Source organism: Exiguobacterium sp. s191 (assembly GCF_018618955.1).
GTDB lineage: Bacteria > Bacillota > Bacilli > Exiguobacteriales > Exiguobacteriaceae > Exiguobacterium_A > Exiguobacterium_A abrahamii.
This window is the reverse complement of the sequence record NZ_JACSNC010000004.1, coordinates 48,977-62,900: the sequence shown is the minus strand read 5'-3', so window position 1 is coordinate 62,900 and position 13,924 is coordinate 48,977. Positions and strand designations below refer to the sequence as shown.

Annotated in this window: 11 protein-coding genes; 4 read left to right on the top strand and 7 right to left on the bottom strand. The window is 46.0% G+C overall.

The window, feature by feature from the left end; genetic code table 11:
- Positions 1–35 precede the first annotated feature (35 nt).
- Complete coding sequence (locus KNQ09_RS14900) at positions 36–653, bottom strand: PspA/IM30 family protein (RefSeq protein ID WP_029340865.1); 618 nt, start codon at positions 651–653, stop codon at positions 36–38.
- Between the two features lie 50 nt (positions 654–703).
- The gene (locus KNQ09_RS14895) at positions 704–1,081 is read right to left on the bottom strand and encodes a lmo0954 family membrane protein (protein WP_023467260.1); all 378 of its coding nucleotides are present in this window, start codon (positions 1,079–1,081) and stop codon (positions 704–706) included.
- A 273-nt stretch (positions 1,082–1,354) separates the two neighbouring features.
- On the opposite strand from KNQ09_RS14895, the gene rsgA reads away from it, so the two are divergent.
- Positions 1,355–2,404 (top strand): ribosome small subunit-dependent GTPase A, encoded by a 1,050-nt coding sequence (gene rsgA, locus KNQ09_RS14890; protein WP_064300808.1) that lies wholly within the window; start codon positions 1,355–1,357, stop codon positions 2,402–2,404.
- Positions 2,405–2,476: 72 nt separating this feature from the next.
- Here rsgA and abc-f read toward each other — a convergent pair whose 3' ends face one another.
- The 3 genes from abc-f to pflB all read right to left on the bottom strand — a co-directional run bounded on the left by abc-f (position 2,477) and on the right by pflB (position 7,455).
- Positions 2,477–4,177 carry a ribosomal protection-like ABC-F family protein gene (abc-f, locus tag KNQ09_RS14885; protein WP_214858907.1) on the bottom strand — a complete coding sequence of 567 codons (1,701 nt, stop codon included), beginning with the start codon at positions 4,175–4,177 and terminating at the stop codon, positions 2,477–2,479.
- Between the two features lie 274 nt (positions 4,178–4,451).
- Positions 4,452–5,171: a pyruvate formate-lyase-activating protein gene (pflA, locus tag KNQ09_RS14880; RefSeq protein ID WP_023467263.1), complete on the bottom strand. Its 720-nt coding sequence runs from the start codon at positions 5,169–5,171 to the stop codon at positions 4,452–4,454.
- 34 nt (positions 5,172–5,205) lie between these two features.
- Positions 5,206–7,455: a formate C-acetyltransferase gene (gene pflB, locus KNQ09_RS14875; RefSeq protein WP_214858906.1), complete on the bottom strand. Its 2,250-nt coding sequence runs from the start codon at positions 7,453–7,455 to the stop codon at positions 5,206–5,208.
- 339 nt (positions 7,456–7,794) lie between these two features.
- Between pflB and KNQ09_RS14870 the strand changes: the two genes are divergently transcribed.
- Genes KNQ09_RS14870 through KNQ09_RS14860 form a run of 3 tightly spaced genes read left to right on the top strand, consistent with a single transcriptional unit; the run spans position 7,795 to position 10,065 of the window.
- Positions 7,795–8,223, top strand: a complete 429-nt coding sequence (locus tag KNQ09_RS14870) for a hypothetical protein (protein ID WP_023467265.1) — start codon at positions 7,795–7,797, stop codon at positions 8,221–8,223.
- 28 nt (positions 8,224–8,251) lie between these two features.
- Complete coding sequence (locus KNQ09_RS14865) at positions 8,252–9,424, top strand: DEAD/DEAH box helicase (RefSeq protein ID WP_023467266.1); 1,173 nt, start codon at positions 8,252–8,254, stop codon at positions 9,422–9,424.
- Positions 9,421–10,065 (top strand): hypothetical protein, encoded by a 645-nt coding sequence (locus KNQ09_RS14860; protein WP_023467267.1) that lies wholly within the window; start codon positions 9,421–9,423, stop codon positions 10,063–10,065. The genes KNQ09_RS14865 and KNQ09_RS14860 overlap by 4 nt, the downstream gene beginning before the upstream one ends.
- A gap of 55 nt (positions 10,066–10,120) precedes the next feature.
- Here KNQ09_RS14860 and KNQ09_RS14855 read toward each other — a convergent pair whose 3' ends face one another.
- On the bottom strand, positions 10,121–11,908 hold the full coding sequence (locus KNQ09_RS14855; protein WP_214858905.1) for a GGDEF domain-containing protein: 1,788 nt from the start codon (positions 11,906–11,908) through the stop codon (positions 10,121–10,123).
- A gap of 10 nt (positions 11,909–11,918) precedes the next feature.
- Positions 11,919–13,760, bottom strand: coding sequence for a diguanylate cyclase domain-containing protein (locus KNQ09_RS17610; protein WP_214858904.1), 1,842 nt, complete (start codon positions 13,758–13,760; stop codon positions 11,919–11,921).
- Positions 13,761–13,924: the final 164 nt, after the last annotated feature.

The following is a 13,924-nucleotide window of genomic DNA, read 5'->3' as shown; positions in this document are numbered from 1 at the left end:
AAAGGGAGGCATACGCCTCCTTCATCATTGACTGCTTATTGGTGAATGCGACGCTCGAGTTCAGCGATACGCGCATCGATATCATCTTCATCAACGGCTGGCTGTTTTGCTTCAGGCTCTTCCGCCGTGAACGGATGTGCTTCTTCTTTTATAGTAGCATTTGGTTCGCGATCTAGCACCTGGTTCATCTTGTTTTTTAAGTTCGAGACGTTTTCACGCATCATCCATTCGTACCGTTTGTTTTGTAGATCTTCGAGCTTCAACTTCAACTCGAGGGCTTCACGTTCCAATTCGTTCAGCTCGCGTTTCGTCTCAGCGACGAGTTCTTCGAAGAAGCGGTATTGCTCCCCGTAATGCTTCGATTCGATGGCTGCACGCTCAGCCAGTTGTTGTTCACCGGCTTCGTTCGCGATCTCGACTTGCTTGAAGCGTTTATCTGCTAAATCCTTCGCTTCTTCTTGTTTATGCGTTAATTCTTGCAGCAATGTCCGTTGACGCTCGAGTAGTCGATCAATCTCTTTTAAATCAGCTTCTGTAGATCGAATATGACGAACGAGCTTTTTAGCAGGTACTTCACCCTGTTCGGCTGCTTTTTTGACTTCTGTCATCATTTGTGTCGCAAAATCGTTGAGTTGATCAAATACGTTTTTCATGAAAAATTCCTCCTTGGAAATGGCGAATGATATCGGGTCACACATTTTGATTAGAAACGTTTTTCGTCTAGGTCTTTCCAGTCTGCTTCGAAATGTGTCGTTGATGTACGGCGACGGTTAAAGAGATCTTGAACATTGACACGTTGTAGTTTCATACGCATGTAACCGACGTACAATGCGATGGCTGCTGCGATTCCAATGACTGCCCAGATGTTCGAAAGGGCAAGTCCGATTCCGATGGCTGCTAGGAATCCGAAGCCGAGTTTCGCTGGCCATTTGTTCGATTGCATGAACTTACTGATCGAATAGAACGCGAGTAACGCCCCTAAGCCAAGTCCGATCATATGCGGTAATGTTCCGATGACGACGGCAAGTAACGCCAGTCCGGCGAGAATCATCACCAATTGTTTTCCTTTCGATTGCTTCATGAGGAAGCCTCCCTTGTGTTGATACCTTTATGATACGGGAGTCCTTCTATTCCTACGACACTCTTTGGACCGTATTTGCTCTCGGGCTTAAGGCGGAGAGAAGGTCTGACTTTAAGGGAAGCGCTATCAGAACCAATGATTCATATGATACTCTATAAGGGAATCGAATCGAGAGGAGTGATGTTGATGAGTGCAACAATCAACGCTAAAAAAGTAACATGTGTCGGAAACCAGGGAGGGGTTTCCCTCCCTTAAATCAGAGGAGGAAACCATTTGAACGAATGGGGTACACCACCTGTCTACGAAACGACAGGAACAGAACGATTAGGACGGATCATAGCCGTCTATCAAACGCATTATCGTGTCATGACGGAAACAGGAGAATCGCTGAGCGAACTGTCTGGTAAATTGCGTTTTCAATCGGGAAAGAAAGCTGAATTGCCAGCGGTTGGAGACTGGATCATCCAAACAGAGCGAGAGCCAGGCAAAGGACGGATCGAACGTGTCTTGCCACGATCTTCTCAATTTTCCCGAAAAGCGGCAGGAACGGAGACCGAGGAACAAATCATCTGCGCGAATGTTGACGTCGCCTTGCTCGTCATGGCTTTTGGACATGACTTCAACGTCCGTCGACTGGAACGTTATTTAACGGTTGCTTGGGATGCAGGGGTGACACCAATCATCGTCCTGACGAAAAAAAGTCTGATGCCGTCGATTGAAACGGAAATACAGGCTGTCGAAGCGATCGCGTTCGGAACACCAATCCTTGCCGTTGATTCCTTGACGGGTGACGGATTAGAGGAGTTGCGTGAACAGTTACAAATCAAGCAGACAATCGTGTTAGTTGGGTCGTCCGGCGTCGGGAAGTCGACGCTCGTCAATGCTTTAGCTGGAGAACAGTTAATGGAGACGGGTGGCGTACGAGAAGACGATGAACGTGGACGTCACACGACGACACATCGCGAACTGAAACGACTATCGAACGGTCTATTGCTTGTTGATACACCGGGGATGCGAGAATTGGCCTTATGGGATGGCAGTGACGGTTTATCGTCGACGTTTTCCGATATTGAGGAGCTTGCTGAAAACTGTCGTTTCCGAGACTGTGAACATGATAAGGAACCGGGCTGTGCCGTTCGGACAGCTTTAGAAGATGGTACACTAACTGCTGAGCGCTGGAACAGCTTCGTCAAGCTAAAACGAGAAATCGCCTATGCGGAACGCAAGCAAAATGTGGCGTTGCAGGCGGCGGAGAAAGAAAAGTGGAAAAAAATCCACAAGCAGGCCCAAGCGCATACGAAAGTGAAGTATCAAAAGCGATAATACGACTGAAATATGAAAAGCATCTGCAACGGAAAAAGGAGTCTCTTTTTCTATGCAGATGCTTTTTTCTCGTTATTCTTTTGAAAGGAATTCATTTGTTTCTGTATGGAACGGCACGTTACCCGTCAACGCATCAAGACGATGTAAGTCGGATTGAATCGCTTCAGGGTCACTTCGGCTCGCGTTTCGTACCGTGGCCGTTCCGACCGGATGATCGTTGAATCCAGTCGTTAAATCAAACGTCCGATTCGACAGCCGATCGGTAAAATAACGATCGTGAGAGACGAAGAGGAGCTCACCAGGGAAAACATCGAGGGCGGCTTCGATTTGTTCACGAGTCGCAAGGTCCAAATAGTTCGTTGGTTCATCGAGAATAAGCAAGTGAGCACCAGAAAAATACAGACGTAAGAAAGCGATCCGACATTTCTCACCCATACTGGCGTCGGAAATCGACCGGTAAACATCATCGCGACGGAATAAAAAACAGGCGAGCAACGTCCGGGCATCCGTTTCATTCATCGTGCCGTACTCAAGTAATGCCTCTAACAACGTACCGGATGTCGGTAAGTGGGAAAGGGCTTGTGAAAAATAGCCGGTCTTCAATCGAGGATGACGGATTACGTTCCCTTGATGAGGAGCATATTCGCCCTCGATGAGACGCAGTAAGGTCGTTTTCCCGCTTCCATTCGGTCCGATGACAGCAATTCGGTCACCACGTTCTACCGTAAACGAAACATCCTTTAGGATCGGTTTCGTCTCATGCATGAAAGAGACACGTTCAAACGAAATCAGTCGTTTCGCACGAATCGCTTCATGTTCGAATGCGACGTGAACAGTCGGTGCAACTTGTGGTTTTTGTACACGATCCTCGAGTAGACGCTCGAGTTGCTGCTCTTTTGCCTTGACCTTCGTCGCATGTTTAGCAGCCTTCTTTTTCGCATACGGATCCCGTTCACTCGCTTGATTCGAGGCTTTTTGATGCCATTGCCGGTATCCTTGAATCATGCGTGTCAGCTCTTTACGGGTGCGTTCTTGTTTTTCGTACGCTCGTTGTTGCGACAGAGCTTGATGTTCCTTTTGTTCTTTATAGGACTGATAGTTTCCGCTGTATCGCGTTGCCCCTGATTCGGATAATTCAATGACGGCATCAGCCGTTGCGTCGATGAAGAATCGTTCGTGTGAGACATAGAGAATCGAGGTCCGTGACATGTTGACCCATTCCGTGAGCCACTCGAGTGTCTCTTGATCCAGATGATTCGTCGGTTCATCGAGAATGATGAAATCAGGTCGTGATAGAAGCAGACAGGCAAGTTGGAGGCGCGTCTGTTCACCACCGCTTAAACTGGATGCTTTGTGTGTCCAGAGTGCTTCCTCTAATTTGACTTCTTTTAAGACGCGTGCTGCATCTGCTTCCAGCGAGAAGGCGTCCTGATCGATTGCTTGTTGATAAATCGTCAAGTCACCATTCATGGCATTAGTGCGAAGTTGATAACGAACCGCATCCGCTCGTTCGACGACATCAAGAACGGTGTGATCGCCCGCCACGAAGTGTTGTGATAGTAGACCGAGTTTTTTGTAATGACGCTTGATCGAACCGTCAGTCGGTTGAAGTTGATCAGCGATCAAGTGTAACAGTGTCGTTTTTCCGATGCCGTTCGGACCGATTAAGGCGACATGTTCACCGGTATGAATATGAAAAGAAACGTCCGAGAAAAGGCGTCGTTCGTCGTAGTCCATCGATAGGTGTTGGATCGTAAGTGTTTCAGTAGGCATAAAAGCAGCTCCTTTAGTGTTCATTTCCGATAAGATGAAATGAAAAACACACCATCCGAAGCGAGCGGATGGTGTGCCGGAGTGTAACTCAAAGAAGGTGCTGGCCAGAGGTTGGTCACACCGAAAAAGAGCAGACTCGTAGCGTCAGACATCCGCAACTGCATTGCGAAAGAGATGATTTCATTCATCAAGCGACGTGTACGAGTGATTGCTTCATTTCGGTGTTGTACCTCCTGTTCATAGTCTATGCCGTCATTGTAACAAAATGGAAACGTTAACACAAGTACGATTCAAGTAATGTTTGCGCAGTATCCGTTTCTTCTGATGAAGGGGGAAGCACATCAGTTAACGGATATGCAAGACCGAGGTTTTCCCACTTATAGACACCGAGTTGATGATACGGAAGTACTTCGACGCGCTCGACGTTTCCGAGCGTCCGGATGAACTCGCCGGTCTGACGGAGGAAATGTTCTGACATCGTAATACCTGGAACGAGGACGTGGCGAATCCAGACGGGAATGTTTCGCTCGGCTAGGCGTTTTGCGAAGGCGAGTGTATTGGCGTTACTCCGTCCAGTCAAGACGCGACAAGCGGCATCGTCGATATGTTTGATATCGAGTAGTACTAGATCCGTCGCATCGAGAATCGCATCGATGTTTTTCGGGACGACGGATCCCGCGGTATCGATGACCGTATGCAGTCCATGGCGTTTTGCTTCTGTTAAAGCAGCCTCCAAGAATTCTGGCTGAGCGAGCGGTTCACCTCCAGAGAAGGTGATTCCGCCACCCGTGGCCTCGAAAAAGGAGCGATAGCTGATCGCTTCTTTTACGACTTCGTCTGCCGAGACACGCCGTCCGCAACCGAACTCCCATGTATCCACGTTATGACAGTATTGACACCGTAGTGGACATCCTTGCGTAAAGACGATGAATCGAATGCCAGGACCATCGACTGTTCCACATGATTCAACGGAATGGATCATACCATAGGTCATCCTGCTCACTTCCTTTCACATACTACACATCATTTTAGAGAGAACCGTGGAACGTTCGATTGATGACATCGATCTGTTGTTCACGCGTCAGTTTAATGAAGTTAACGGCATAACCGGATACCCGAATCGTTAACTGTGGATATTGTTCTGGATGCTCCATGGCATCGAGTAACGTCTCACGGTCAAAGACGTTGACATTCAAATGGTGTCCTTTTGAAGTCGTACCACCCATATATCCGTCAAGTAATCCGACCGTATTGCGAATACGTGTGGGCTCATCCTTACCAAGTGCTTTTGGAACAATCGAGAACGTGTAGGAAATCCCGTCGAGCGCATGTTCATATGGTAATTTTCCGACAGATGTCAGTGCGGCGACAGCTCCTCTAGTGTCACGTCCATGCATCGGGTTAGCACCCGGTGCGAATGGTTCACCCGCACGGCGTCCATCTGGCGTATTTCCTGTTTTTTTACCATAGACGACGTTTGAAGTAATCGTCAGGACAGACTGCGTCGGAAGGGCATTGCGATACGTTGGATGTTTACGGATTTTCTCCATGAACAGTGTGACGAGATCGACCGCCATCTGATCCACCCGTTCATCGTTATTCCCGAACTTCGGAAACTCGCCTTCGATTTTAAAATCAACTGCAATCCCATCCGCATCTCGGATTGGACGAACTGTTGCGTAACGGATGGCGGATAGACTGTCAGCGACGACCGATAAACCAGCGATACCGCATGCCATCGTCCGTAAGATTTCTGGATCATGTAAAGCCATTTCAATCCGTTCGTAGCTGTACTTATCATGCATGTAGTGGATGACATTCAGTGTGTTGACGTACAGTTCTGCGAGCCAATCGAGTTGACGATCATAAGCCGCCATGACGGTTTCGTAATCGAGTACTTCGTCGAGCATTAGTGGTGTAGCTGGGGCAACTTGGATTTTGAGCTTCTCGTCCATTCCGCCATTGATCGTATAAAGTAATGCTTTTGCCAGGTTTGCTCGCGCACCGAAGAACTGCATCTGTTTCCCGATCTTCATCGCGGAGACACAACAAGCGATGCCGTAATCATCTCCATAAACCGGTAACATCAAATCATCGTTTTCATATTGAATCGAGCTTGAAACGATCGACATCTTCGCACAGAATTCCTTGAATCCGCGTGGAAGCTGAGTAGACCAGAGAACGGTTAGATTCGGTTCCGGTGCCGGACCAAGTGTCGAGAGAGTGTGTAAGAAGCGGAATGAACTTTTCGTGACGTTTGATCGCCCATCTTCACTCATTCCACCGATTGATTCCGTTACCCACGTCGGATCACCTGAGAACAGATCGTTGTAGTCTGGTGTCCGTAAGAACTTAACGATCCGAAGCTTCATGACGAAATGATCGACGAGTTCTTGTGCAGTCTCTTCCGTCAAGCGACCAGCCGCAAGATCACGTTCGACATAAATATCAAGGAACGTCGAGACTCGACCGAGTGACATGGCTGCCCCGTTTTGCTCTTTGATGGCAGCAAGATAGGCAAGATAGACCCACTGGAATGCTTCTTGTGCTGTTTCTGCAGGGCGGGAGAGATCGAAACCATAGCGAGCTCCAAGCTCGGTCAATTCCGTTAATGCGCGCAACTGTTCATTCATCTCTTCACGGTCGCGAATCATCGATTCAGATAAGAACCCGCCACGTGCCTTTAAATCCTGCTTACGTTCTTCGATCAAGCGTGCCGTTCCGTACAAAGCAACACGACGATAGTCACCGATGATCCGTCCGCGACCATAAGCATCAGGTAATCCGGTGATAATACCGGCTTTACGTGCAGCGCGCATCTCAGGGGTATAGGCATCGAAAACCCCTTGGTTATGTGTCTTCCGGTACTCGCTGAAGGTTTTCGTGACGGTCTCGTCTGCTTCAAAGCCATACGCAGCTAGGGCATCATTCACCATCCGAATCCCACCGTTCGGATGAATCGAACGTTTAAACGGTTCGTCTGTCTGTAAACCGACGATTTTTTCGAGTGAGCGATTCAGATACCCTGCATCATGCGAGAGGATCGTTGATGGTGTTTTAGCATCGACGGCATACACACCACCACGTTGTCGCTCTTCATTCGTCAGCTGTAGAATTTGTTGCCAGAGACGTTCCGTTGCTTGCGTCGGACCGACTAAAAAGTGATCATCTCCTGTATATTCCGTGCGATTGAGTCGGATGAAGTCTGCGACATCGATCGTCTTTACCCATTCACCAGACGTAAAGTTCGTCCAGGCACTCGTTTTTTCTAATAACATGGATACCACTCCTTTAATATTGAGCTAATCATCAGTTCCTTATGTGAATAGTGTAACAAAAGGAAGGGGTGATTCCCTTTACGTTCATGTGAATGTTTTAACAAGTGAACAAACGTTGATATGACGGGCTTTCTTTATTTCTGTATTCATATGAGAATAGTTTAAAAAAAACAGTTTTAGATTGCTAATTCAAGGTTTTTTGGAAACTGTATGAGTTGATTTGAAAAAGATTCACTAGAACAGTTGAAACTGTGAGGAATGTCACGCTACGGTGCCTTGTATTTTTAAGACGTATCGTTGACAATGAAAAAGGGAATATAGAACGTGGAGGTGTGCCAAATGGAGTATGTATCATTAACACAACAAGGAGAGTATCAGTCAGGAGACTGGGTCTCGCTGAAAATCGGATCGGATGGTTCAACGCGAACGGGAATGATCACGGAATTCGAAAATGATGGATTCTGGATTCGGTTTGAAGATGATTTTGATTATGAAGACTTTATCGGCTATGATGAATCGTATTGGATTGCGCTTGTTCGTCGTCCGGTTGACGTAAAAGCGACGTATGCGAGTCTTGCCGAGTACCCGGCACTCGCTGCAGAATTACAGGATCGTGTCATCCAAGGATTCGAAATTTTAGAAGAAGAAGCCGGTGAAAGCGAGATTCGATTCCATATTCGATTGCTCGACGCAGGAAATGAATATACACAGACATTACGGGGATACCGTGATGCATCAGGAGATCATGTCGAATACGTAACGGCATGATGGAATTAAGAGAGTAGGAGAAATCGTTATGAACTTTACAAAACCATTTTTACAGGAAGCATGGGAACGCGCACGCTTTACGGAGTTGATGCCTGTTCAAGAACAAGCGATTCCGTTGTTGCGCGAAGGAAAAGATGTCCTGGCGGAAGCGCCGACAGGAACAGGGAAGACGCTTGCCTATGTCATTCCAGCTTTAGAAAAGATTGAAGTAGAAGAACCACACGTGCAAGTCGTGATCACGGCACCAACACGGGAACTCGTCATGCAAATTCATCAAGTCATTCAATTGTTTGCTCAAGGAAGTGGTATCAAATCCGGTGCATTCATTGGTGGTGTTGAATTAAAACGACAATATGAACGATTGAAGAAAAAACCACAAATCATCGTCGGAACACCAGGGCGTCTCGTTGAGTTGATTGATTCGAAGAAGCTGAAGATGCATAAGGTGAAATTGATCGTCTTGGACGAAGCAGATCAAATCTATGAGAGTGGTATGAGTGACTCGGCGACGCGGATCGCAAACAGTGCACTACGCGATCGTCAGTTAGCATTCGTCTCAGCGACATTACCGGAACGGACAGCAGAATGGGGACGGACGCTTGCGAATAATCCTGAGACAATTCGTGTTGAGCGTGCCGTCAGCACACAAGTGACATTTGGTTATTTGGAGACTTCACGTCGTCAGAAGCCGGAATTGTTACGTCGTCTGGCGAACATGCAAGGATCAAAAGTGCTGACATTCATTAATAACCGCTCCTTCCTCGGACCATTGAATGGCGAGTTGAGTAAATTTTCATTGAAATACCGGATTTTAGACGCTGAAAAAGGCAAACGAGAGCGGATGGAGACGTTACGTTCTTATAAAAAGGGAGAATTTCCGTTACTCGTCACGACAGGTCTTGCGGCACGTGGTCTAGATATCGAAGCAGTCACGCATGTCGTCCATTATGATTTGCCGGAGTCGCTTGACGATTTCGTACACCGTTCAGGTCGGACGGGACGCGGAAACGCGAACGGAATGGTACTTGCTCTTGTTACGGATCAAGACTTAAAACACTTAAAAACACTTGCGAAACAAATGGGCGTCGAGATGGAAGCGATGGAAATTTACCGTGGGGAAGTCATTCCAAAACGTGAATTCACAGCACCTCAGACGATTAAACGACCGGCTACTCCTCACCGGAAAGGGCGATCGAAATGAAGAACGATCGAAAAGTAATTCCGTTTCCGACGACGGTTTCTGAAGCGGAAATGAATGCAGCCTTGAAGAAGATGTATCAAGAAGCAGCGACAGCGCGTAGTACGGATTGGGTCGCTTTCATTGAAGAGATTGCGACGGAGGGACGTTGGTATTTAAAAGATGCTGAATTGTTCCGGGACTTATTCGTAGATTGGGCAATCTTCTATGAGACGGATGATCAAGGAAAAACGCCGCACGGTCGTTTTCTTGAGCAGGTCAAAGAAGAGTTATCGCCTAGCCTCTACCGTGCCTTGCGTGGATTAGCGGACCCGATGCCTTCGTTGTTTCAAGTCGAGGCGGATGGTGTCGTTGATTTAATGTCAAAACAGACGTATCAAACGGATTTGTCTGAGATTGAAGTCGAACCAGGTGATTTGTTGATTGGGAAACTGCTCTACATTTCTGGGAAATGGCGCTTTGCGATTGCCTATATGAAAGTAGCGCGCGCACTGGTACCAGAAGTCCTCGCTTTGTTGACGGACTTCGTGGATGAAGTAGGAGAAGACGCGTTGCTTCGCCAGTACCCTGAGTTTTGTGCGGAATTGATCGACTTACTCCTCGATATTGAAGAAGGCAACATTGCGCCGAGACCAGAAGAATAATCGAAAAAACCTAGGACACATGACCGATTATGATCAATGTGTTCTAGGTTTTTTTTCAAGAATCTGCTCGATATAGGGCGACATCGTTTTTATCCCGATGTTTCACGCGATACATGGCAAGGTCGGCTTGCTTTAAGCATGTTTCAAGATCAGCCTTATGACACGCGGTCACACCGATGCTTGCAGAAACGAATAAGGATTGTCCTTTATAAACGTAAGGACGTCTTAAAAAGTGTAAGAAGGATTTGCATTTTCGACGTAAGGACAGTTCATCATCGGCGTGTAAGAGGATCGCGAACTCATCTCCACCAAGTCGATACACCTGTTCTAAAGAATTCGTATGCTCGCTCAATCGTTTCGCGACCTCGATCAATACGTAATCACCTGCTTCATGACCATACGTATCATTGACTTGTTTAAAACCGTCTAAATCGACTACCGCAAGATAATTCATCTCGAGGAGATGGTTCGAAAAATCTCGCTCTAACGAACGACGGTTTCCGATACTTGTCAAGGCGTCATGGTAGGCGTGGTATTCGATACGTTTTTGCCGGAGCTTTCGTTCAGTGACGTCATGTAAAATCGTGAAACGTCCCATCGAGGTGGTGGCAATTTGAATCGGAATATCAATGATCTCATATCGTCTATGTTGTTCATCTTCATACTCATCGATATCTGTCTCAAGTGTTTCTAATAAGTGACGCATCGTACGAGGAATATGTTCAATCGTCATGTCGGGTAAATGAAACAGACGTTGGGCAGCTAAATTTGCGTATAGTGCCGTTCCGGATTGATCGAGTCGAATCATCGGGTCAGGATGACCGAGAAAGAGTGGAATGACTTGCTGTTCACTATCTTTGATTTGTTGTTTTCGGTGCTCGATGCGTGAAGCGAGTTGTTCATTCCGTTCGTGTAATTGTGCGACGATCAACCCATGCTGACGAGCAATCAAGATTTGTCGAATGATTAGTAAAACTAAAATGATGAAGATATCGAGCTTTCCGCCTTCTCGTTCCACCATGTAATGAATAAATAAAGGAACGGCCAGTAGAGGGAGCCAGGAACGGGGAATGACCGTCGTTCGAGTGGTTCCTTCTTCGATATGATCAATATGCCATAGAATAGCTGCACTTTGCGCCAAACGGATCAAGATCGGGAAAAACAATAGATAATTTGCTGAGAAGTCCGGGAAATAAACACTTGAGACTTCGTAGATACCGCGAATGAAAATGGATAAGAACAATAAGAATAATGCCATCCTTGATACCCAATGAGTTTCTTGAATGAACGTGAAATAGAAGAAGACGAATAAACCGAGTGATGTATTCGTAATGACGATGATGGCATAAGGAACAGTTTGCAGTCCCGGATTCGTCAATTCATTGAGGACATGAAACGCAACAAGTGCTACGAAAACGACGATGATCGCGGCATCGACGAAAGCGAGCACGTGTTGCCCGAGTGTCCGTTTTGTGATGATTCGGTAAAAAATCGCGTATAAGAATACATAATGAGATATTGAAAATAAAATCAGGCTATAAATAGATGGAACTGGAAAGTCTGGATCGAAGAAATGTAATGTCTCAAGAACGGAACCGATGCAGGATAAAACCAGTGATCCTAAAGCGATCAGCCAAAACTTTCGTCTGGGTACGACCAATGTTTGTTCCTTACGATAAGCAGTAAGAATAAAGTAAGCAATCAATCCAAGAGAGACATACTGTAGTACTTGTTCAACGATCCGATTAGAGATGGAAGGAGTCCATGTAGCAAGGATCATTAGAGCAAAAGATATGACGAGCATGGCAGGAAACCAACGGATGAAATAGTTCGATTTAAGCATGGACTCCCTCCTAACGTTTAATTTGAGTAGCGAACAAAAAATTGTTTTTTTCGGTCTTCTTAATATGGTACATGGCTTCATCTGCTCGAATCAATAATTGTTCAGAGCTTTTACCATCTTCAGGGTATAAGGAAATTCCGATTGATGGTGTGACTTGAAGCGTATGTGTCTGAATATAGAACGGATGATTTAGAACTTCGAGAACGTGTTCGGCAAACTGGCGTGTTTCCGAAGCAGATGCCTGAATGAAGATCAAGAACTCATCTCCTCCAAGACGTGCAACGAGATCAGTTGACGTCGTCATCGATTGAAGGCGGCTCGCCGTCTCTTGTAACACGAGGTCACCAACATCATGCCCATAAGTGTCATTGATTTGTTTGAAACCGTCTAAATCAATGAATAGTAAGGAGCCGTATTCTAACGTCGGCAGAGTCAGATAAAGTTGTTCCTCGAAGTAACGCCGGTTTGGCAAATGCGTGAGCGAATCATGGTACCCCATACGTTCTAGCCATACTTCCTGTTGATAATCTTCCGTGATATCCGCCAAGATGACGAAATAGCGTTGTTGATCCGGGATATCGATGATTGTCGTATTCAAAAAGATTTCCGGATGTTCCTCCGTGGCCGGTACATGTAGCAAGTGAGAGGGACAAATCAGCTGCGCTTGTTGAAGCAATGGAATGAGTCGATCAAGTTGTAGCCGTTGGCTCGGTCCGAGCGGTAAATCGCTCCATCCAGCTTCGACAGCAGCTGGATTGACAGATCGAATCTGATACGTAGCATCGATTTCAAGAACAACTTCTGGATAAGATAGAAAAAGCGACGTTAGTTCTTTTTCGCGTAACTGTAAGAGTGCTGTCTTTTGATGGACGATGTCTTCTAGATTCGTTTGCAGTGCTGTTGTTTCCTGTAACAACCGCAGATTTTCCTGATATGAAAAAAGCTGTCGTGTTAAAAATAATAAAAACGTAATGCCGACGGAAAGTGAGAAGAAGGTTTGGGAGACAGGGAAGAATGTAATATAGAGAATCAGTACAGATAATAAGATGTACGACATCAAGGAACGCGTAAGTGTTTCGACCCGAATAAGAGTTGCTTGTTGTTCATGACTGATGGGAAGAGCGCGAGTATTCATGAAGGCAAGGATGAAGAGTCCGCTGAGTGGGTATAGCGGAAGCAATAAACCAGCTATTCGCGGTTCACCGTTCAATAACAACGTATAAAAAATAAAGTTCGTCATACCGAGCACGAACGTTCCGAATACTAGGAAGAGGAACCCTAATCTCGATACGTTTCGCTTTAGTCCAGAAGCATAAAGTAAGAAAAAGAACAGCGTCAACAGAATCGTCAAGAAGGCATAGAAGGTCCAACTGATTTGCTCGAGCACCGTCCGCGTATAAGAGGGGACAAAGCGGAAAATAGCGATGTATCCAGCAATCATCGATACAGTGAACAATGTTAAAGAATCAAGAATCAATAATTTTTGTTTTTGAAACAAAGTCAAATCCAACTGCCGAAATAAGAAGATGACCATCATCGTTAAATGAACCGTGTAAGGCAGATCCAGTAAGACGTTCAGGTTAACAGCGTTCCATTGAAAAAGACGACCAATCATATTGAGGAGATCGCCTAGAAAATACGAGAAAAAGGCGACCGATAACCATTTATATGGAATGGAAGATTGTTTGAAAGCCTTTGATTGACTAAGTAGGAAAATGACGAAAGAACCAACTAGACTAATGATCGCTGAAAGTTGTAACGAGCGATCTTGTGGCAATAGCCAGAGCAGGGTGTACGTGACAACTAAGTAGAATGCGACGGTAGGGTAGATGTTTTGAACGATCCGTTTCACCGGAACTCCTCCTTTCGCAAGCCTTCCATGAAAATGAAATATGCTATAACATTACCCGATATCTAGTTTGAATTCACATTTATTTTCAGATTTAAAATGAAAATAAGAGGCAATTCCCATTTCATGAAAAAAGCGGGGTTCTTCTTTAAGGAAGAACTCCGCTT

What these genes read in the sequence shown, in the direction of transcription:
- pflB (WP_214858906.1), bottom strand. Translation starts at nt 7,455, where the DNA reads ATGTTATTAGAAAAAACGAGTGCCTGGACGAACTTTACGTCTGGTGAA.
- KNQ09_RS14865 (WP_023467266.1), top strand. Translation starts at nt 8,252, where the DNA reads ATGAACTTTACAAAACCATTTTTACAGGAAGCATGGGAACGCGCACGC.
- KNQ09_RS14860 (WP_023467267.1), top strand. Translation starts at nt 9,421, where the DNA reads ATGAAGAACGATCGAAAAGTAATTCCGTTTCCGACGACGGTTTCTGAA.
- KNQ09_RS14855 (WP_214858905.1), bottom strand. Translation starts at nt 11,908, where the DNA reads ATGCTTAAATCGAACTATTTCATCCGTTGGTTTCCTGCCATGCTCGTC.
- KNQ09_RS14895 (WP_023467260.1), bottom strand. Translation starts at nt 1,081, where the DNA reads ATGAAGCAATCGAAAGGAAAACAATTGGTGATGATTCTCGCCGGACTG.
- KNQ09_RS14900 (WP_029340865.1), bottom strand. Translation starts at nt 653, where the DNA reads ATGAAAAACGTATTTGATCAACTCAACGATTTTGCGACACAAATGATG.
- abc-f (WP_214858907.1), bottom strand. Translation starts at nt 4,177, where the DNA reads ATGCCTACTGAAACACTTACGATCCAACACCTATCGATGGACTACGAC.
- pflA (WP_023467263.1), bottom strand. Translation starts at nt 5,171, where the DNA reads ATGACCTATGGTATGATCCATTCCGTTGAATCATGTGGAACAGTCGAT.
- KNQ09_RS14870 (WP_023467265.1), top strand. Translation starts at nt 7,795, where the DNA reads ATGGAGTATGTATCATTAACACAACAAGGAGAGTATCAGTCAGGAGAC.